This window comes from Solwaraspora sp. WMMA2056, assembly GCF_030345095.1.
GTDB lineage: Bacteria > Actinomycetota > Actinomycetes > Mycobacteriales > Micromonosporaceae > Micromonospora_E.
The window spans coordinates 6394741-6413281 of record NZ_CP128360.1; the positions used below are offsets into that span (position 1 = coordinate 6394741).

Sequence of the window (18541 nt, forward strand, 5' to 3'; positions counted from 1 at the left end):
CACCCGGGCCGGGACCAAGGTCACCAGACTCCGACCGCCTCCGCCTTGTACGTTGGGGCGGTGGCGCGAAGTGTCTACGTGGCCGGTCTCGGCCCCGGTGGTGGCAAGTCCACCGTCGCGCTCGGCCTGGCCGAGCTGTTGTCCCGTCGGGTCGAGCGGATCGGGGTGTTCCGTCCGCTGGTCGCCGGCTCCGGCCCGGACGCGACGCTGAGCCTGCTGCGTGAGCGGTACCGCATCGACCTGCCCGACGAGCAGCTCTACGGGGCCAGCTACGCCGAAGCCGCCGGGCTGGTCGCCGACGGCCGCCGCGAGGAGCTGATCTCGCGGATCGTCGGCCGCTACCGGGAGCTGGAGCGGCGCTGCGCGGCGGTGCTGGTGGTCGGCAGCGACTTCGACGACACCGGTGACAACGGCGGACTCCCCCGCGAGCTGGCCTTCAACGCACGGCTGGCCACCGAGTTCGGCAGCGTGGTGGTGGCCGTCGTGGACGGCATCCACCGCGACGGTGCCGAGGTCGCCGGCGCGGTACGCAGCGCGTACCACTCGCTGACCGAGCTCGGCACGACGGTGCTGGCGGTGATCGCCAACCGGGTCGGTGCCGAGGTGAACGCGCCGGCGTTGCCGGTGCCGACGTACGTCATCCCGGAGGTCCCGGCGGTGTCGGCGCCGACGGTGGCCGAGGTCGCCGCCGCACTCGACGCCAGTGTGCTGGCCGGCGACGAGACCGCGACCAGCCGCGACGTGCTGGACTTCGTGGTCGGCGCGGCGCACGTGCCGGTGCTGCTGGACCATCTCGTCGAGGGTGCCCTGGTGATCACCCCCGGGGACCGGGCGGATCTGCTGGTCGCGGTCAGCGCGGCGCACGCCGCCGGGCTGGTCTCCCTGGCCGGGATCGCGTTGACCCTCGGCGAGCAGCCGGACCCGCGGGCGATGCGGCTGGTGGAGCGGCTCGGGACGAACCTGGCCGTGCTGTCGGTGCCGGCGGACAGCTTCCACGCCGTCGCCGCCGCCGGGCGGATCTCGGCGCGGCCCAGCGCCGCGAACCCGCGCAAGGTCGAGGCCGCACTCGGCGCCTTCGAGTCCAGCGTGGACAGCGCCGAGCTGGCCCGCCGGCTCGACGTGACCCGCTCCCCCCGGGTCACCCCGATGATGTTCGAGTACGCGCTGATCGACCGGGCCCGCGCCGACCGGCGACGGCTGGTGCTACCGGAGGGCACCGACGAACGGATCCTGCGGGCCACCGAGATCCTGCTGCGCCGGGGCGTCGCCGACCTGACCCTGCTCGGCAACCCCGACGACATCGCCCGGCGGGCCCGCGAACTCGGCGTACAGGTCGACGCGGCGCGGGTCGTCGACCCGGCGACCAGCCCGTGGCGCGACGACTTCGCCGCCCGGTACGCGCAGCTGCGTCGGCACAAGGGGGTCACCCTTGAGCTGGCGCACGACGTGATCGGCGACGTCAACTACTTCGGCACCATGATGGTGCACACCGGGCACGTCGACGGCATGGTCTCCGGGGCGACCCACACCACCGCCGCCACGATCCGCCCCGCGTTCGAGATCATCAAGACGCTGCCGGAGGTCTCGGTCGCCTCCAGCGTCTTCTTCATGCTGCTCGCCGACCGGGTGCTGGTCTACGGCGACTGCGCGGTCAACCCGGACCCGGACGCCGAGCAACTGGCCGACATCGCGGTCAGCTCGGCGCAGACCGCAGCCCGGTTCGGCATCGAGCCGAGGGTCGCGATGCTGTCCTACTCCACCGGCACGTCCGGCAGTGGCGACGACGTCCGGAAGGTGGCCGCCGCCACCGACCTGGTCCGCAAACGGTGCCCGGACCTGCTGGTGGAGGGGCCGATCCAGTACGACGCGGCGATCGACCCGACCGTCGCCGCCACCAAACTGCCCGGCAGCGAGGTCGCCGGCCGGGCCACCGTCTTCGTCTTCCCCGACCTGAACACCGGCAACAACACCTACAAGGCGGTGCAGCGCTCGGCCGGCGCGGTCGCCGTCGGCCCGGTCATGCAGGGTCTGCGGCGGCCGGTCAACGATCTGTCCCGGGGCGCCACCGTGGCCGATATCGTCAACACCGTGGCGATCACCGCGATCCAGGCCGCCGCGCGATGAGCGGCCCCAGCCGAGTCCTGGTCCTCAACTGCGGTTCGTCGTCGCTGAAGTACCAGCTCTTCGACGGCGAGCAGGTGGTCGACAAGGGCGTCGTCGAACGGATCGGCGAGGCCGGCGGCGGGCCGGCCGACCATGCCGAGGCGCTACGGACGATGGCGCAGCGGACCGACCTGACCGGGCTCGCCGGGGTCGGGCACCGGGTGGTGCACGGCGGCGTCCGGTTCGCCGAGCCGACTTTGATCACCGACCAGGTGGTCGACGAGATTGAGCGGCTGGTGCCGCTGGCCCCGCTGCACAATCCGGCCAACCTGACCGGCATCGCCCAGGCCCGCCGGCTGCTGCCGGACGTACCGCAGGTCGCGGTCTTCGACACCGCCTTCCACCGCACGCTGCCGCCGGAGCAGGCCAACTACGCGATCGACGCCGACACCGCACAGCGGTACGGCATCCGCCGGTACGGGTTCCACGGCACCTCACACGCGTACGTGTCCCGCCGTACCGCCGCCCTGCTCGGTCGGGATCCGGCCGAGGTCCAGGTGATCACCCTGCACCTGGGCAACGGTGCCAGCGCCTGCGCGGTGGCCGGCGGACGCAGCGTGGCCACGTCGATGGGGCTGTCCCCGCTGGAAGGGCTGGTGATGGGCAGCCGCAGCGGCGACCTCGACCCGGCGGTGGTGTTCCACCTGGAACGGGTCGCCGGCTGGTCCACCGCCGACGTCGACCGGCTGCTCAATCAGCGCAGCGGGCTGGTCGGCCTCGCCGGGGCCGGTGACATGCGCGAGGTGCTGCGCCGGCGCGACGCCGGAGACCCGGGTGCCCGGCTCGCCGTCGACATGTACTGCGCCCGCATCCGGTTCTACGTGGGCGGCTACTACGCGCTGCTCGGCCGGGTCGACGCGGTCACCTTCACCGCCGGGGTCGGCGAGAACGCCGCCGCCATCCGGGCGGCGGCGCTCGCCGGGCTCGACGGGCTCGGCATCGCCGTCGACCCGGACCGCAACGGCAGCGGCGGCGGCGAACGGCGGATCTCCCCGGACGGTACGCCGGTCGGAGTGTGGGTGGTCCCCACCAACGAGGAGTTGGAGATCGCCAGTCAGACCCGAGCGGTGCTGGCCGACCACTGAGTGTCGGTCAGCTCAGCCGACCGGTGACGGCCGGGGCCCGCAGCTGACGCGGTCAGACCAGCAGCCAGACGGCGATCGCGAGGACGACCGCCACCACGCCGGCGATGCCGATGCCGATGATCAACGGCAGCCGGGACGGCTGGTCGGCGACCGGCGACGGGGTCGTCTGGAAGGCCCGGAAGGCCTCGGTGTTGCCGCTCGGATCGACGTACTCGTCAGACATGACGACGACCCTAGCGAAATCGGGCAAGTGCCGCCACGACCGACCGACGCGTCCGGGTGGCCGACCTGGCTGCCGCGCGGTAACAATCGTCTGATGCGTGTTCGTCGTCCGGCGGTGGCCGGCCTGCTCACCGCCGGTCTGGTCGGTGCCCTGCTGGCCGGCTGCGGATCCGCGCCCACGCCGCCGCCGGTGTTCAACGCACCGGCGTCGGTACCGCCCACCCCGGCCCCCGGCCGGGCGGCACCGGCCGGTCAACTCGACGTCGCGACCCGCACCCTCGACCTCGCCCGTGGTGACCGGCCGCTGCCGGTGACCGTCTGGTACCCGGCCGACGACGCCGGCCCGTTCCCGGTGGTGCTGTTCAGCCACGGCCTGGGCGGCGAGCCGGCGGACTACCAGGCGGTGCTGGCGCAGTGGGCGGCGGCCGGGTTCGTGGTCGCCGCCCCGACCTACCCGTTCACCAGTCAGGGCGGCTCCGGCGGCAACGCCCTGGACGTGCTGAACCAGCCGGCGGACGCCTCACACGTCCTCGACGAACTGCTGGCGCTCGACGGACGCGACGGCGACGAGTTCGCCGGCCGGCTCGATGTCGAACGGGTCGCCGCCGCCGGGCACTCGGCCGGCGGGATCACCACCGTCGGGCTGTTCACCGCGGCCCGCGACGAACGGCTCGACGCCGGCGTGGTGCTGGCCGGCAGCGCCCTCGGGGTCGGTACGGCGTTCAGCGGTGCCGCCGCCCCGCAACTGTTCATCCACGGTGAGCTCGACGAGGTGGTGTCGTACGCGTCGGGCAGGGCGGCGTACGACCGGGTGCCCTGGCCGAAGGCGATGCTCAGCCTGCCCGACGGCGACCACGGGCAGTCACTGCTGCGGCCGGGCGACCCGGCCTACGACGTGGTGATCGCGACCAGTACGGACTTCCTGCGCTGGACCCTGTACGGCGACGGTGCCGCCCGGGAGCGGCTGACCGAGGCACCCCCGGCGGGGGTGGCGGTCTTCGACGACCAGCTCTAGCGCTGGTGGTCCAGCACCAGTTTGCCGAAGGCGTCCCCGCTGTGCAGCCGGGCGAAGGCCGCCGGGGCCTCGCCGAAGCCGTACACGGTGTCGACCACCGGGCGGATACCGTGCGTGTCGCACAGCTGCAGCAGGCCGCGAAGCTCGTCGGCGGTGCCCATCGAGGTGCCGAGGATCTCCAGCTGCATCGCGAAGACCCGGCGCAGGTCGACGGCGGGCAGGTGCCCGCTGGTGGCGCCGGAGACGACGATCCGGGCGCCGGGCGCGGCGGACTTCAACGAATGGTCGAAGGTGGCGGCACCGACGGTCTCGATCACCACGTCGACCCGTTCGGGCAGCCGGGCACCGGGTGCCAGCGCGGTCGCGCCGAGCGCGGCGACCCGCTCCCGCTTGGCCGGGTCCCGGCTGGTCGCGTAGACCCGCTTGCCCAGGGCGACGGCGATCACCACGGCCGCCGTCGCGACTCCCCCGCCCGCGCCCTGGACCAGCACCGACCCGGCCTGGTCGAGCCGACCCCGGGTGGTCAGCATCCGGTACGCGGTCAGCCAGGCGGTGGGCAGGCAGGCCGCCTCGGCGAAGCTGAGCCCGGCGGGTTTCGGAACGAGGTGCGAACGCGGTACCGCGACCCGGTCGGCGAACGTGCCCGGGTAGCGTTCGGACAGGATCGACATGCCGCGCGGGTCCGCCGGATCGGGCACCACCGGGTAGACGACGACGTCGTTGCCGGCGGCGTCGACCCCGGCCGCGTCGCAGCCGAGGATCATCGGCAGCCGGTCGGCGGGCAGCCCGACCCCGCGCAGTGACCACAGGTCGTGGTGGTTCAGCGAGCTGGCCCGGACCTCGACGACCGCCCAGTCCGAGGCGGGCAGGTCCGGTTCGGGCAGCTCACCGACGCGCAGCGCGGCAAGCGGATCGTCGACGTCGATGGTCGAGGCGTAGACGGCGCGCATGCACCGCACGCTAGCAGCACCGCACGCTGCCAGCACCGCTGCGCGCAGCACCGCACGCTGGCAGCGCCTCAGCGCAGCAGCATCAGTGCGGTGAGCACAACCAGCGCGACCCCGGCGATCAGGAACGCCACCAGCAGTTGGTGCACCGCCGCCGGCTCCGATCCGGCCGGCTCCGCTGGCAGGTCCGCGAGGACGGCGGCCAGTTCGCCGTGCGTCCGGGCGTGCACGGTCCGCTCCACCCGGTCGGCGTGTTCGTCCAGACTCAACCGACCGGCCGAGGTGTGCCGCTCCAGGCAGCGCACGACCCGCTCGCGGTCCGCGTCCGAGGCACGCAGGTCGGGGCGGTTCATGTGGTCAGCCTAGGCGTGTCCACATCGGTGTGGGAACCCGTACGGGGCGGTGGGCCGCCGCGCCAGCCGGTACGGTGCAGCCGTGTCGACCCTACCTGTCGGTGGCGATGCCGCCCCCACGACGAAGCAGCTCATCATCGAACGGATCCTCCGCGACCGGGACGGCATCTGGCAGCAGATCGTCGACGAGCGGGGCCTGCGTCCCCTGATCGGCCAGCTGGTCACCAGCTCCACGCTGAGCCTCGCGATCTACGGGGCGGTGCTCGGTGCCTCGTACGGCTGGCAACAGATCATCTCCTCGCTGATCAAGCTGCCGTTGCTGTTCCTGGCGACGCTGGCCATCTGTCTGCCAACCCTATACCTGTTCAACCTGGTCTTCGGCGCGCGGCTGTCGATGATCCAGGCGGTCGCGCTGATCCTGGTGTCGATCACCGTGACCGCCGCGCTGACCCTGGCGTTCGCGCCGGTCAGCCTCTTCTTCCTGGTCACCGCACAGAGCTACCAGTTCTACAAGCTTCTCAACGTGGCGATCCTGCTGCTTTCGGCGATCGTCGGCCTCCGGTTCCTGGTGGCCGGCATGCAGGCGCTCAACGACCATCAGCAACGGTCGGCCAAGGTGCCCGCGCCGGCTGGCGCGCCCACGCCCACCCCCGCGCCCGGACCTGCCGCACCCGTACCAGCGGCTCCTGCCGCGCCCACGCCGGTCGGGACGGGCGCGATGGTCGATGCCATGACAGACCGGCCGCAGCTGCCCGCGCGCCCACAAGCGCATTTCGGTCAGCCGCTCGGCCCGCCGGCGCAGCGGCCGGCCAGCATGAGTCTGCTCTACATCTGGATCCTGCTCTTCGGGTTCGTCGGCACCCAACTCGCCTGGACGCTGCGGCCCTTCTTCGGCGACCCCGACGCGCAGTTCGGGGTCTTTCGCGAGATCGAGGGCACCTTCTACGCCGACCTGCTGCGTTCCATCGGCCAACTGCTCGGCGGCTGACCGCTCGCCATCCTTACGGCACCTCGCTCGCCGGACGCCGGCCGGCCCGGGACCGGGCCGGCCGGCACCTGCGGATCATCCGACGCGGTCAGCGGCGGGCGACGCCGTCGCGGCGGGCGGCGGCGGCGACCGCCGCGGCGACCGCCGGTGCGACCCGGGGGTCGAGCGCGGACGGCACGAACGCCTCCGGCTGCAGCAGGTCGGCGACCACGGCCGCGATGGCGTCGGCTGCGGCCACCTTCATGCCCTCGGTGATCCGGGTGGCGCCGACCTCCAACGCGCCCCGGAAAACCCCGGGGAAGGCGAGCACGTTGTTGATCTGGTTCGGGAAGTCGCTGCGGCCGGTGGCGACCAGGGCGGCGTACCGGTGGGCGATCTCCGGATGCACCTCCGGCGTCGGGTTGGCCAACGCGAAGATGATGCCGCCGGGTGCCATGCCGGCGACGGCCGACTCTTCGATCCGGCCGCCGGAGAGGCCGATCAGCACGTCGGCGCCGACCAGCGCGTCGGCGATGCCGCCGGCGCAGGCTGCGGTGAGGGCGGCGAGTTCGGCTTTGACCCCGTTGAGGTCGGCCCGGTCGTTGTGAATGATGCCCCGCGAGTCGCAGACCACGGTCTTCGCCGGGTCGACGCCCCCGGCGATCAGCATCTTCGTCACCGCGACGCCGGCGGCGCCGGCCCCGCTGACCACCACCCGCAGGTCGCCGAGTCGGCGGTCGAGCAACGTGGCGGCGTTGCGCAGGGCCGCGAGCACCACGATCGCGGTGCCGTGCTGGTCGTCGTGGAAGACCGGGATCGGCAGCGCCTCGTCGAGGCGGCGTTCGATCTCGAAGCAGCGGGGCGCGCTGATGTCCTCCAGGTTGATCCCGCCGAAGGAGGGTGCCAGTGCGGTGACGGTGGCGACGATGGCGTCGATGTCGCGGGTGTCCAGGCAGATCGGCACGGCGTCGACATCGCCGAACTGCTTGAACAGCACCGCCTTGCCCTCCATCACGGGCATCGCGGCGCGCGGACCGATGTCGCCGAGGCCGAGCACGGCGGTGCCGTCGGTGACCACGGCGACGGTGTGCGACACCCAGGTGTAGTCGTCGACGAGGGTCGGGTCGGCGGCGATGGCCTCACAGACCCGGGCGACGCCCGGGGTGTACGCCAGGGAGAGGTCCTCGCGGTCGGTCAGTGCGACGGTCGGCGTGATCGCCATTTTGCCGCCCCGGTGCAGGTCGAAGACCGGGTCAGAGATTGCCACTGTAGACATGGTGACTCCAGAGCCGTTGAGCGTGCGAAAGAGCCGCCGGCTCGGCGCGAGGTCAGCGTTGACCGGCGAGGCGCTGCGGGGGTCACCCGGGTTACGTGTCGAGCATAGTGTCCCACGGGCTGGTTTCCCGCCAAGTAGGTCATACCCGCCGGTAACAAAATGACCGCGGTCGCGGCCAGTAGCGCAACACTGCCCTTCCGTGCACGTCGGCCACCCCGTACGCCCGCGAGTCGTCGGTCACGAGATCGTTGTCGCCACGCAGCCACCAGCCGCCGTCGCAGGCCCGCACTGCCCGCTTGACCACCAGCAGGTCGGGCCGGGCACGGAAGGTGGCGACCACCACATCGCCCGGACGGACCGCCCGGCCGCCCCGACGGATCAGCAGTGCGTCGCCGTGGCGCAGCGTGGGAGCCATCGATGGACCGTGCACCAGCACGGCAAACAGAGGCGGACGCACTTGCACCTCGTCAGGTCAGCGGGCCCGATGCGCGATAGGGTCGGCAAGGAGGATCTTCCTCCACCTTACGCGTGCCGGCGATCGTGCCGCCGGCCAGTCAACGGAGGGTCCTGATGCGACTTCCACGCATTCTTACTCCGCGCACGGTGGTCAGCGCCCACTGCGATCTGCCGTGTGGCGTGTACGACCCGGCGCAGGCCCGGATCGAAGCAGAATCGATCAAGGCGATCGCCGAGAAGTACCAGGCGAACACCGACCCGGAGTTCCGTACCCGTGCCCTGATCATCAAGGAGCAACGGTCCGAGCTGGTCAAGCACCACCTGTGGGTGCTCTGGACCGACTACTTCAAGCCGCCGCACTTCGAGAAGTACCCGCAGCTGAACCAGCTGTTCAACGAGGCCACCAAGCTCGCCGGTGGCGGCGGCGGGACCAAGGCCTCGGTCGACCCGGCCAAGGCCGACGAGTTGCTGCAGAAGATCGACGAGATCGCGAAGATCTTCTGGGAGACCAAGCAGGCCTGAGGCCTCAGGTCCGGCCGGCACGCCCGTCGTGCCGGCCGGACACCCCGCCACCGCCGAGGTCGGCGGTGGACGACGCCGGGAGCCGCGTCGGCGATGGAACCGGACAATCGGCGGAGCGGAACAATTGGTCACGGATGCCACCGGGAATCGACGTCAACCGGTAGAGTCCACGCGGGGGTATGCCGGATGAGTCCGCTGGTCACACAATCCGAGCCGACGGTCGACGACGACGTCGTGCTCCTCACCGTGCCCGCCGACGGTGGTTACCTGAGCGTGCTGCGGACCGCGACGGCCGGTCTGGCCGCCCGGTTGCACTTCGCGTTGGACGAGATCGAGGATCTGCGGATCGCGGTCGACGAGGCGTGCGCCATGCTGCTCGCCGTCGCCACCAGACCCGCCGACCTGGAGTGTCGCTTCTCGGTGACCGACGACGCACTGACCGTCGAAGTCACCGTCGCCACCGCCCGCGGTGCCACGCTTCCACCGGAGTCGTCGTTCGCCTGGAAGGTGCTCCGGGCGCTGACCACCTCCGCCTCGGCGACCGCCAGCAGCGGCCGGGCCAGCATCCGGTTGCTCACCCGGCGTTCGGGCGGCCGCTGAGGCCCAGGCTCAGTCGAGCCCGAAGGCCCGCGTCGTGGCCGGGGTGACCAGCAGGAACACCACGCCGAGCCCGAGCGCGATCAGCGGTACGCCGAGCCAGGCCAGCCCACCGACGCTCATGTAGTAGCCGACCGGCAGCAGCATCAGTTGCAGCACGATGGCCGGTGCCCGGGCTGCCGCCCGCCGCCGGTGCAGGCCCCGGGCGAGCAGCGCGAGGGCGACCGCGCCGCCAGCGGCGAAGCCGGTGACGAACAACGCCGAGACGAGGTCGGTGGCCCGCCCGGCGAAGTCCTGGTAGGCCAGGTACCCGGCCAGCAGCCCCAGGGCCACCGCCTGCGCGGCGAGCACCCGTACGGCCCACCGCAGGCTCGCCGGCAGGGACGGTGCGGCAATGGTCACGGCGCCACGATACCCGCGTCCGGGCGCGATACAGTGCCGCCCATGCGGGCCCTTCTGGTGGCCAATCCCAAGGCCACCACCACCAGCGAGCGCACCCGGGACGTGATCGTCCGGGCGTTGCGCAGCGAAGTCGACCTGACGGTCGAGTACACCCATCGGCGCGGGCACGCCGTGGCGTTGGCCCGGCAGGCCGCGCAGGAGCGGTTCGACGTCGTGGTGACCCTCGGCGGCGACGGTACGGTCAACGAGGCCGTCAACGGGCTGATGTCGGCGCTGCCGGCGACCGACCAGTCGTCGACGGCGACGGCCCGACGGTTGCCCGCGCTGGCCGTCGTACCGGTCGGCTCGACGAACGTCTTCGCCCGGGCGGTCGGTCTGCCCCCGCAGTGGCCGGAGGCGACCAGCGTGTTGATCGAGGGGCTGCGGACGGGTCGGTTCCGGACCATCGGGCTGGGGCGGGCCGACGACCGCTATTTCACCTTCTGCGCCGGGCTGGGGCTGGACGCGGCGGTGATCCGGCAGGTGGAGCGGGCCCGGCTGCGGGGTCGACGGTCGACGGTCGGGCTCTACCTGCGGTCGATGGTGAGTGAGTACTTCATCGGCATGGACCGGCGGCACCCGGCGATCCGGCTGGAGCAGCCGGGCGAGCCGGCGCACGAGGAGCTCGCGACTGTGGTGATCCAGAACACGGCGCCGTGGACCTTCATCGGCGACCGGGCGATCAACCCGAACCCGTTGGCCTCGTTCGACCTCGGGCTGGACGTGCTGGCCGTACGGCAGCTGCGGGTGCCCAGCACGACCCGTACGTTGGCTCAGGTCGCGGCTCGTACGCCGGATCCACGTGGGCGACAGGTCGTCCGGCTGCACGATTTGTCCGAATTCACGATATCCGCAACTCGCCCTCAGGCCTTCCAACTCGACGGCGACTATCTCGGCGAGCGGCTGAAAGTCCGTTTTACGGCGGTCCGGGAGGCCCTGCGGGTCGTCCACTGACACGCTACGTAACTGAACTTCGACTGCGGAGCGTGACCAGGCCCACGAAGGACACGTGGCTGAAATGCCTGCAACGCAGGCCGGACCGTACTACATTGATTCCTGACTGTCGCACTCCGGGTGTCGGTGAGCGCCAGAAAAAGGACATAAGGGTCGTGACGTTGCTCACCCAGTTGTACTTTTTCTGATCGCTACTCTTGACATCGCAGGAGTTCGTGAAAGTATTCACAAGCGGACCGATTCACCCGGGACGTTGCCTGGATGCGCTCGCCACGCGGCAGCTCGGAGCAACGTTCCACAGGCACACGCCTGCTCACGCGCTGCCGATCCGACGGATGCAATCCGTCGTATTGACTGCGCGGGCGCATAAAGAAAGACCGGAGCATTTCACCGCCACCGATCCAGAATGAGGAGTGTTGCCGCCATGGACTGGCGTCACCATGCTGTCTGCCGCGACGAGGACCCGGAGCTGTTCTTCCCGATCGGGACGTCCGGCCCCGCGATCCTGCAGGTCGAGCAGGCCAAGGCTGTCTGCCGGCGCTGCTCCGTGACCGATCAGTGCCTGCAGTGGGCACTCGAGTCCGGGCAGGACGCAGGCGTCTGGGGCGGGATGAGCGAAGAGGAGCGGCGCGCAGTCAAGCGCCGCGGCGGACTGCGCGTCCTGCGCGCTCACACTGCCTGACCCACTAACCACCACGCGACGTCCGTTCGGCGCCCCGGAGTGTCACTCCGGGGCGCCGTGCATTGCCACTCACAACTGTTTGTCGAACGGTCACCATTTCGTGACCGGTTGCCATTCGATCACCCGGTGAAAGCGCACCGTCGCACCGCCGGATCATGAAACCGTCGGCCGCGGTCACACCGGCACCGCGACAGCGACCTGGTCGACCCGGCGCAGCACCAGCCGGGCGATCTCCGACGCGCCCGCGAGCGGAGCCGCCACCGCGACCACCCCCGCCTGCCGGGCCGAGGTCACCGCCGTGTCGTAGAGCAGCCCCGGTGCCAGAAAGTAGCCGGCCAGCCCGACCCGCCGGGCCCCCGACTCCCGCAGCGTCCGGACCGCCTCACCGGCCGTCGGTGGAGCCGCTGAGGCGTACCCCGCCAGGCAGGGCAGCCCCAGGTCGGCACCGAGCGCCGCAGCGGCCAGAGCGACCGTCTGACGGGCCGGCGCGCTCCGCGTACCGGCCGCTGCCAGCACCACGGCGTCGCAGTCGGCGCCCGCGGCGGCCAACCGCCGACGCAGCCCGGCGACCAGCAGCGGATCCACCGTCGGCGCGGCCAACGGCGGACCGATCACGTCGGTCAGCGCCACCGGGATCCGCAGGCCGTCGCGCCGCGCCACCCGGACCACCTCGGGCAGGTCCACCCGCCCGTGGAACGCCTCGGTCAACAGCAGCGGCACCACGGTCGCCGCCGGGTAGCCGGCGGCCTGCAGGTCGGCCAGCACCGCGCCGGGACGCGGGCCGGCGTGGTCGAGATAGGCGGCCCGCACGTCCACCCCGGGCCGGGCAGCGGCGACCGCCCGCACCAGCGCCCGGGTGGCGGCGGCGGCCCGAGGGTCGCGGCTGCCGTGCGCCACCAGGACGATCGGCGCGGCCTCGACCGGGACGGCCCGGTCGGCGGGCCGCGTCGACCCGGTCACTGGTGCAGACCGCACTCGGTCTTTTCGAACATCGCCCACCGGCCGGCCCGCGGATCCTCCCCGGCGGTGGTCCGCCGGGTGCACGGCCAGCAGCCGATCGAGGTGTAGCCCTGCCGGAACAGCTCGTTGACCGGCACGCCCCAGCGGGAGACGTAGGCGTCGACGTCCGCCTGGGTCCAGGCGGCGATCGGGTTCACCTTGACCCGTCCCCGGCGGGCGTCGAACCCGACGACCGGGGTGTTGGCCCGGGTCGGGGACTCGTCACGGCGCAGCCCCGCCGCCCAGGCGTCGTAGTCGCCCAGGGCCCGTTCCAGCGGTTCGACCTTGCGCAACGCGCAGCACTCGTCCGGGGCCCGGTTGAACAGCCGGGGGCCGAACTCGCCGTCCTGCTGGCCGACGGTCATCCGGGGCCGGATCGACCGCAGGTTGACCGGCATCGTGGCGGCCACCTGGTCGCGGACCCGCAACGTCTCCGGGAAGTGCAGCCCGGTGTCGAGGAACACCACGTCGACGCCGGGGGCGACCCGGGAGACCAGGTGCGCCAGCACCCCGTCCGCCATCGAACTGGTCACACAGAACCGGTCACCGAAGGTCTCCACCGCCCACCGGGCGATCTCCTCCGCCGGCGCTCCGTCCAGCTCCCGGCCGGCCTGCTCGGCGAGCTCGCGCAACTGGGCGGGGCTACGGCGGGTCGGCGGGCGGTCGGCGTCCGGGCCGAGCCGGATCAGGTTCAGGTCGGCGGCGAGGACCGGGCTCATCGGTTCACCTGCCGGGCGAGCAGGCCGGTGAACCGGACCGTGAAGACCCGGGCGCAGGCGTGGCACTCCCAGGCGGTGTGCGCGTCCGGGTGCGGGCGGAGGTTCTCCTCCCCGCAGTACGGGCAGTAGAGCGGAGCCGTGCGTGTCTCGGTGCTCATCGCACCTCACCTCGCTCGTTCATCGCAACTCCTCCTCGTCGGCGCGGACGACCCACTGGGCGAACGACTCGCCCTCGGTACGACCGGCCAGGTAGCGGCGGACCACGCGTTCGACGTACTCGGGCAGCTCGTCGGCGGTGGTCTTCAGACCCCGCACCTTGCGCCCGAAGCCGGCGGTCTGCCCCTGGGCAATTCCCAGGCCACCGCCGAGATGGATCTGGTACCCCTCGACCTGCCGGCCGTCGGGCCCGACGACCAGCTGGCCCTTGAGCCCGATGTCGGCGACCTGGGTCCGGGCGCAGGCGTTCGGGCAGCCGTTGATGTGGATCGTGATGTCGGTGTCGTCGGTGAGCCCGGCCGAGGCCAGCCGCTGCTCCAGGTGGGCCACCAGCTCCTCGCCCCGCCGCTTGGTCTCGACGATGGCGAGCTTGCAGAACTCGATGCCGGTGCAGGCCATCGTGCCGCGCCGCCACACCGACGGCCGGGCCTCCAGGCCGATCGCGCGCATCCCGTCCACCAGCGAGTCGACGCGGTCCGGCGCGACGTCGAGGACCAGCAGCTTCTGGTACGGGGTGAGCCGTACCCGGTCCGAGCCGTGCGCGGCCACCAGGTCCGCCAGGGCGGTGAGCTGGCTGCCGGAGACCCGTCCGACGACCGGGGCGGCACCGACGTAGCGGCGACCGTCGGCCTGCTCGTGTACGCCGATGTGGTCGATCGGCTTGGCCGGCAGCTGTGGCGGCGGCCCGTCCAGCAGCGCCCGGCCGAGGTACTCCTTCTCCAGCACCTCGCGGAACTTCTCCACGCCCCAGTCGGCGACCAGGAACTTCAGCCGGGCCCGGTGGCGCAGCCGGCGGTAGCCGTAGTCGCGGAAGATGCCGACCACTCCGGCCCAGACGTCCGCGACCTCGGCCAGCGGCACCCAGACACCGAGCCGCTGGGCGATCATCGGGTTGGTGGACAGCCCACCGCCGACCCACAGGTCGAACCCGGGGCCGTGGTCGGGGTGGTCGACCCCGAGGAACGAGATGTCGTTGACCTCGTGCGGGGTGTCGGCGAGCCAGGAGATCGACGACTTGAACTTGCGGGGCAGGTTGGAGAACTCCTTGCTGCCCACGTATCGGCGGACGATCTCGTCGATCGCCGGAGTGGGGTCGATCTTCTCGGCGGCGGCGACCCCGGCGACCGGGCTGCCGAGCACGATCCGCGGGCAGTCACCGCACGCCTCGGTGGTGTGCAGGCCGACGTCCTCGAGGGCCTTCCAGATCGCCGGCATGTCCTCGACCCGGATCCAGTGCAGCTGGATGTTCTGCCGGTCGGTGATGTCGGCGGTGTCCCGGGCGTAGCGCTGCGAGATGTCGGCGATGGTGCGCAGCTGGGCCAGGTTCAGCTGACCGCCGTCGATGCGCACCCGGAGCATGAAGAACTCGTCCTCCAGCTCGTGCGGCTCCAGTACGGCGGTGCGCCCGCCGTCGATGCCCGCCTTGCGCTGGGTGTAGAGGCCCCACCAGCGGAACCGGCCACGCAGGTCGGCCGGGTCGATCGAGGCGAACCCGCCGTGCGCGTAGATGGTCTCGATCCGGGCCCGGACGTTGAGCGGATCGTCGTCCTTCTTGGTCCGCTCGTTGGGGTTGAGCGGCTCGCGGTGCCCGAGCGCCCACTGCCCCTCGCCGCGCCGGCGGCCGGGTCGGGTCGGGGTGCTGCTGCGCGCCATCGGGGCGTCCTCCGTGTCTGCGGGTGGTCACTCGGTCGGCGGCGGCACGCAGCGCTCGGGGCCATCGACGATGGTCTGGCCAGATCGAGGAGGCCGGCGCGGATGCCGCCCGGAACACAAAAAGGTCGGGCGTGCTCAGCCAGCCGGACAGATGGCGCTGCGGACGCGACCGTAATCGACGTGGCGGCGGGCCACGAAGCGGCGCTCAACGGCAGCGGTCATGACCTGGATGTTGCCACATCCGTACCGGTCAGACCAGCGCACCGTAGCCGATGTCCCACATGACGGGCGGGCTGTGGCCCGACTCACCCGCTACCGGTCGGCGGCGGACCAGCTCCCACCGGTCGGCGGCGGACACCCACCGGCGCTGTTTCAGCGGCGGGCCAGTGGGACGACCAGCACCGCCTCGGTGCCGCCGCCGTCGCGGTCGCGCAGCTCGATGGTGCCGCGCAGCTCGCCGGTGGCCAGGGCCCGGACGATCTGCAGCCCGAGCCGGCTGCCGGCGTCGGCGTCGAAGTCGGCCGGCAGGCCCCGACCGTTGTCGGCCACCGTCACGTGCAGCTGTTTGCGTTGCCGGTGCACCGCGACGACCACCTCGGCGACCGGCGGCGGCGCCGCCGGCACCGGGGCGTCGTCGTCCGGCTCGGGGAAGCCGTGCTCCACGGCGTTGAGCAGCAGCTCGTTGAGGACCATCACCAGCGACGTGGCGATCTCCGCCGGCAGCACCCCGAAGCTGCCGTCGCGGCGCATCGCCACCGGCACCGCGGTCGCCGCGACCTCGGTGGCCGCGCTGGCCACCCGGTCGACGATGCCGTCGAACTCGACCGCCTCGTCGCTGGACATGGCGAGCGTCTCGTGCACCAGCGCGATCGACGCGACCCGGCGTACCGATTCCTCCAACGCCGCCCGGGCCGCCGGCTGCTCGACCCGGCGGGCCTGCAGCCGCAGCAGCGCCGCGACCGTCTGCAGGTTGTTCTTCACCCGGTGGTGGATCTCCCGGATGGTGGCGTCCTTGGTGATCAGCGCCCGGTCCCGGCGTCGGACCTCGGTGATGTCGCGGACCAGCACCAGGGCCCCGATCGGCACCCCGGCCGGCATCAGCGGCAACGCCCGGGTCAGCATGGTCGCGCCGCGCGCCTCGATCTCCTTGCGGGGCGGTGCCTCACCGCGCAGCGCCACCAGCATCCGGTTGGCCGCGTCGGTGCCCTCCAGCGGGTCGTCGGCGAGGCGGTGGGACAGTGCGGCGAGGTCCTCGCCGACGAGGTGGGCGGCGAAACCCATCCGGCGGAACGCCGACTGCGCGTTCGGGCTGGCATAGGTGACCTTGCCGCTGGCGTCCAGCCGGATCAGCCCGTCGCCGACCCGGGGCGCCGAGGTCGTCTCGCCGGGGTGGCGCACCGGCGGGAAGGTGCCGTCGGCCACCATCTGGGCCAGGTCGTCGGCGGTGGTCAGGTAGTTGAGTTCGAGCTGGCTGGGGGTGCGGGCGGTGGACAGGTTGGTGTCCCGGCCGATCACCGCGATGATCCGCCCGGACTCGCCGTCGGCCGCGCGCAGCCGCACCGGCATCGCCTCGTGCCGGGCCGGGGTGTTGCCGTACCAGACCGGGTCGCCCTCCCGCCAGATCCGACCCTGGCGGTACGCGATCGTCAGGTGGGCGACCTCCGGGCCGTCGACGGTCCGGCCGACCTGGTCGTCCTGGTACGCCGTCGGGGCGGTGGTGGGCCGCACCTGGGCCACGCACAGGAACGTCCCGTCGTCGTCGACCGGCACCCAGAGCAGCAGGTCGGCGAAGGACAGGTCGGACAACAGCTGCCACTCCCCGGCGAGCCGGTGCAGGTGGTCGATGTCGACCGGACGCAGGGTGGTGTGTTCCTCGACGAGATCACGCAGGGTCGACACGCTCGTAGCCTGCCATGCCCGGCCAGGGCACGGACACCCCTCACCGGGTGGCGGTGACCTTGGCCAGGCCACGCGGCGCGTCGGGGTCCTCGCCACGGGCGACCGCCAGGGCCAAGGCGAGCTGCTGCGCGGGCAGGATGTCCAGCAGTGGGGCGTACCGCTCGTCGACGTCGGGCAGCACGATCGCGGTGGCCGGGCCGCCGTCGCCGGCCGGGCCGGTTCGGCCGGTGTCGGCACCGGCACCGGCACCGGCACCGGCACCGATGGTGAGCACGTCGGCGCGTCGCTGGCGGAGCCGGTGCAGCACCTCCCGCATCGACTCGCCACCGGGACCGGAGCCGACCACCGCCAGCACCGGCACGTCGGGGTCGGTCATCGCCAGCGGGCCGTGCAGCAGGTCGGCGCCGGAGAAGGCGAGCGCCGGCAGGTAGCAGGTCTCCATCAGTTTCAGGGCGGCCTCCCGCGCGGTCGGGTAGGCGTACCCGCGCCCGGTGGTGACCAGCCGGGCCGCGAACCGGTAGCGGTGCGCCAGCTCGGTGGCGGTCGGATCGGCGAGGACCTGGGCGGCCAGCGCAGGCAGGGTGTCCAGCACGGCCCGTTCGGCCGCCGGCAGCGTCCCGTCGCCGGAGCGGACGCCCTCGACGAGCATCAGCAGCGCGAGCAGTTCGGCGGTGTACGTCTTGGTCGCGGCGACCGCACGCTCGTGGCCGGCGGCGATGTCGACGGTGAGTTCGGCGGCCGCCGCCAGGGGCGAGTCGGGCGCGTTGGTGACCGCGACGGTCGACGCGCCCTGCTCCCGGGCCACCCGCAGCACCTCGGCGAGGTCCGGTGAGCCGCCACTCTGGCTGACCCCGACGACCAGGGCGTCGCGCAGGTCGGGCCGGGCGCCGAACAGGGTCACCGTGCTGGGCGAGGCGAGCCCGGCGGGCAGGCCGAGGCGGATCTCGGTGAGGTACGCCGCGTACAGGGCGGCATGGTCGGAGGTCCCGCGGGCGGTGAAGACCACGTGCCGGGGCCGGCGGCGGACGATCGTCGCGGCGACGTCGGCGATCGCGGCGACGTGGTCGGGCTGCAGCAGCCGGGCGTAGCCGGCCGGTTGCTCGGCGATGTCGGCTGCCATGCCACGACCGGCCGGACCAGGCCCGCCACCGGCCGCCAGATTTCCGTTGGTCATCGCATGCCTCCCCAGTTCTGCGCGAATCAGCGTGAAGCGTGCTCATTCTTGCACGATTTGGGCGTCGAAGGCAACGAAACGATCAGCACCGCGCAGGGTACGCCGTTTGGTGCCGCGTGCCCTAGGCTCCCGGAGCCAAGGGGAGACGATCACGACACGAGGATCGGGAAAACGTGTCCGAGGGACTGCACGACCCACGGC

20 protein-coding genes are annotated in these 18541 nt (G+C 72.3%); 8 read left to right on the forward strand and 12 right to left on the reverse strand.

The window, feature by feature from the left end:
• The first annotated feature begins 60 nt into the window (after positions 1-60).
• Both pta and O7608_RS29005 read left to right on the forward strand, forming a co-directional pair.
• Positions 61-2124 (forward strand): phosphate acetyltransferase, encoded by a 2064-nt coding sequence (gene pta / locus O7608_RS29000; protein ID WP_289207568.1) that lies wholly within the window; start codon positions 61-63, stop codon positions 2122-2124.
• Positions 2121-3248: an acetate/propionate family kinase gene (locus O7608_RS29005; protein WP_289207569.1), complete on the forward strand. Its 1128-nt coding sequence runs from the start codon at positions 2121-2123 to the stop codon at positions 3246-3248. Before pta ends, O7608_RS29005 begins: the two co-directional genes overlap by 4 nt.
• A 52-nt stretch (positions 3249-3300) precedes the next feature.
• Here the strand turns inward: O7608_RS29005 and O7608_RS29010 are convergent, their stop codons facing one another.
• On the reverse strand, positions 3301-3471 hold the full coding sequence (locus O7608_RS29010; RefSeq protein WP_289207570.1) for a hypothetical protein: 171 nt from the start codon (positions 3469-3471) through the stop codon (positions 3301-3303).
• A 93-nt stretch (positions 3472-3564) separates the two neighbouring features.
• Here O7608_RS29010 and O7608_RS29015 point away from each other — a divergent pair, with 93 nt between their 5' ends.
• Positions 3565-4485: an alpha/beta hydrolase family protein gene (locus O7608_RS29015; RefSeq protein WP_289207571.1), complete on the forward strand. Its 921-nt coding sequence runs from the start codon at positions 3565-3567 to the stop codon at positions 4483-4485.
• Here the strand turns inward: O7608_RS29015 and O7608_RS29020 are convergent.
• Positions 4482-5435, reverse strand: coding sequence for a zinc-binding dehydrogenase (locus tag O7608_RS29020; RefSeq protein ID WP_502959150.1), 954 nt, complete (start codon positions 5433-5435; stop codon positions 4482-4484). The genes O7608_RS29015 and O7608_RS29020 overlap by 4 nt on opposite strands.
• 68 nt (positions 5436-5503) lie before the next feature.
• The gene (locus O7608_RS29025; RefSeq protein ID WP_289207573.1) at positions 5504-5785 is read right to left on the reverse strand and encodes a DUF1707 SHOCT-like domain-containing protein; all 282 of its coding nucleotides are present in this window, start codon (positions 5783-5785) and stop codon (positions 5504-5506) included.
• A gap of 82 nt (positions 5786-5867) precedes the next feature.
• On the opposite strand from O7608_RS29025, the gene O7608_RS29030 reads away from it, so the two are divergent.
• The gene (locus O7608_RS29030) at positions 5868-6773 is read left to right on the forward strand and encodes a hypothetical protein (RefSeq protein ID WP_289207574.1); all 906 of its coding nucleotides are present in this window, start codon (positions 5868-5870) and stop codon (positions 6771-6773) included.
• A gap of 88 nt (positions 6774-6861) precedes the next feature.
• Here O7608_RS29030 and O7608_RS29035 read toward each other — a convergent pair whose 3' ends face one another.
• Together O7608_RS29035 and O7608_RS29040 are read right to left on the reverse strand one after the other, a co-directional pair.
• On the reverse strand, positions 6862-8028 hold the full coding sequence (locus tag O7608_RS29035) for an NAD(P)-dependent malic enzyme (protein WP_289207575.1): 1167 nt from the start codon (positions 8026-8028) through the stop codon (positions 6862-6864).
• Between the two features lie 139 nt (positions 8029-8167).
• Complete coding sequence (locus tag O7608_RS29040; protein ID WP_289207576.1) at positions 8168-8491, reverse strand: S24/S26 family peptidase; 324 nt, start codon at positions 8489-8491, stop codon at positions 8168-8170.
• 107 nt (positions 8492-8598) lie between these two features.
• Here O7608_RS29040 and sodN point away from each other — a divergent pair, with 107 nt between their 5' ends.
• Entirely contained in the window at positions 8599-9006 is a 408-nt protein-coding gene (gene sodN / locus O7608_RS29045) for a superoxide dismutase, Ni (RefSeq protein ID WP_289207577.1), read from the forward strand.
• 186 nt (positions 9007-9192) lie between these two features.
• Complete coding sequence (locus tag O7608_RS29050; protein WP_289207578.1) at positions 9193-9606, forward strand: ATP-binding protein; 414 nt, start codon at positions 9193-9195, stop codon at positions 9604-9606.
• Positions 9607-9615: 9 nt separating this feature from the next.
• On the opposite strand, the gene O7608_RS29055 is transcribed toward O7608_RS29050, so the two are convergent.
• Complete coding sequence (locus O7608_RS29055) at positions 9616-10005, reverse strand: hypothetical protein (RefSeq protein ID WP_289207579.1); 390 nt, start codon at positions 10003-10005, stop codon at positions 9616-9618.
• 42 nt (positions 10006-10047) lie between these two features.
• On the opposite strand from O7608_RS29055, the gene O7608_RS29060 reads away from it, so the two are divergent.
• Positions 10048-10998, forward strand: a complete 951-nt coding sequence (locus tag O7608_RS29060; RefSeq protein ID WP_289207580.1) for a diacylglycerol/lipid kinase family protein — start codon at positions 10048-10050, stop codon at positions 10996-10998.
• 424 nt (positions 10999-11422) lie between these two features.
• Positions 11423-11680: a WhiB family transcriptional regulator gene (locus O7608_RS29065; protein WP_282225801.1), complete on the forward strand. Its 258-nt coding sequence runs from the start codon at positions 11423-11425 to the stop codon at positions 11678-11680.
• A gap of 174 nt (positions 11681-11854) precedes the next feature.
• On the opposite strand, the gene O7608_RS29070 is transcribed toward O7608_RS29065, so the two are convergent.
• The 6 genes from O7608_RS29070 to O7608_RS29095 all read right to left on the reverse strand — a co-directional run bounded on the left by O7608_RS29070 (position 11855) and on the right by O7608_RS29095 (position 18286).
• Complete coding sequence (locus O7608_RS29070) at positions 11855-12640, reverse strand: sirohydrochlorin chelatase (RefSeq protein WP_289207581.1); 786 nt, start codon at positions 12638-12640, stop codon at positions 11855-11857.
• Complete coding sequence (locus O7608_RS29075; protein WP_289207582.1) at positions 12637-13398, reverse strand: phosphoadenylyl-sulfate reductase; 762 nt, start codon at positions 13396-13398, stop codon at positions 12637-12639. The genes O7608_RS29070 and O7608_RS29075 overlap by 4 nt, the downstream gene beginning before the upstream one ends.
• A complete protein-coding gene (locus O7608_RS29080; RefSeq protein ID WP_289207583.1) occupies positions 13395-13556 on the reverse strand; it encodes a hypothetical protein in 162 nt (53 codons plus the stop codon). The genes O7608_RS29075 and O7608_RS29080 overlap by 4 nt, the downstream gene beginning before the upstream one ends.
• Before the next feature lie 19 nt (positions 13557-13575).
• A complete protein-coding gene (locus O7608_RS29085; protein WP_289207584.1) occupies positions 13576-15267 on the reverse strand; it encodes a nitrite/sulfite reductase in 1692 nt (563 codons plus the stop codon).
• Between the two features lie 372 nt (positions 15268-15639).
• Positions 15640-17166 (reverse strand): histidine kinase N-terminal domain-containing protein, encoded by a 1527-nt coding sequence (locus O7608_RS29090; RefSeq protein WP_289207585.1) that lies wholly within the window; start codon positions 17164-17166, stop codon positions 15640-15642.
• 40 nt (positions 17167-17206) lie between these two features.
• On the reverse strand, positions 17207-18286 hold the full coding sequence (locus tag O7608_RS29095; RefSeq protein WP_289211089.1) for an SIS domain-containing protein: 1080 nt from the start codon (positions 18284-18286) through the stop codon (positions 17207-17209).
• Positions 18287-18541: the final 255 nt, after the last annotated feature.

What these genes read in the sequence shown, in the direction of transcription:
- O7608_RS29025 (WP_289207573.1), bottom strand. Translation starts at nt 5,785, where the DNA reads ATGAACCGCCCCGACCTGCGTGCCTCGGACGCGGACCGCGAGCGGGTC.
- O7608_RS29080 (WP_289207583.1), bottom strand. Translation starts at nt 13,556, where the DNA reads ATGAGCACCGAGACACGCACGGCTCCGCTCTACTGCCCGTACTGCGGG.
- O7608_RS29010 (WP_289207570.1), bottom strand. Translation starts at nt 3,471, where the DNA reads ATGTCTGACGAGTACGTCGATCCGAGCGGCAACACCGAGGCCTTCCGG.
- sodN (WP_289207577.1), top strand. Translation starts at nt 8,599, where the DNA reads ATGCGACTTCCACGCATTCTTACTCCGCGCACGGTGGTCAGCGCCCAC.
- O7608_RS29075 (WP_289207582.1), bottom strand. Translation starts at nt 13,398, where the DNA reads ATGAGCCCGGTCCTCGCCGCCGACCTGAACCTGATCCGGCTCGGCCCG.
- O7608_RS29095 (WP_289211089.1), bottom strand. Translation starts at nt 18,286, where the DNA reads ATGGCAGCCGACATCGCCGAGCAACCGGCCGGCTACGCCCGGCTGCTG.
- O7608_RS29020 (WP_502959150.1), bottom strand. Translation starts at nt 5,435, where the DNA reads ATGCGCGCCGTCTACGCCTCGACCATCGACGTCGACGATCCGCTTGCC.
- O7608_RS29065 (WP_282225801.1), top strand. Translation starts at nt 11,423, where the DNA reads ATGGACTGGCGTCACCATGCTGTCTGCCGCGACGAGGACCCGGAGCTG.
- O7608_RS29015 (WP_289207571.1), top strand. Translation starts at nt 3,565, where the DNA reads ATGCGTGTTCGTCGTCCGGCGGTGGCCGGCCTGCTCACCGCCGGTCTG.
- O7608_RS29035 (WP_289207575.1), bottom strand. Translation starts at nt 8,028, where the DNA reads ATGTCTACAGTGGCAATCTCTGACCCGGTCTTCGACCTGCACCGGGGC.
- O7608_RS29060 (WP_289207580.1), top strand. Translation starts at nt 10,048, where the DNA reads ATGCGGGCCCTTCTGGTGGCCAATCCCAAGGCCACCACCACCAGCGAG.
- O7608_RS29050 (WP_289207578.1), top strand. Translation starts at nt 9,193, where the DNA reads ATGAGTCCGCTGGTCACACAATCCGAGCCGACGGTCGACGACGACGTC.
- O7608_RS29085 (WP_289207584.1), bottom strand. Translation starts at nt 15,267, where the DNA reads ATGGCGCGCAGCAGCACCCCGACCCGACCCGGCCGCCGGCGCGGCGAG.
- O7608_RS29005 (WP_289207569.1), top strand. Translation starts at nt 2,121, where the DNA reads ATGAGCGGCCCCAGCCGAGTCCTGGTCCTCAACTGCGGTTCGTCGTCG.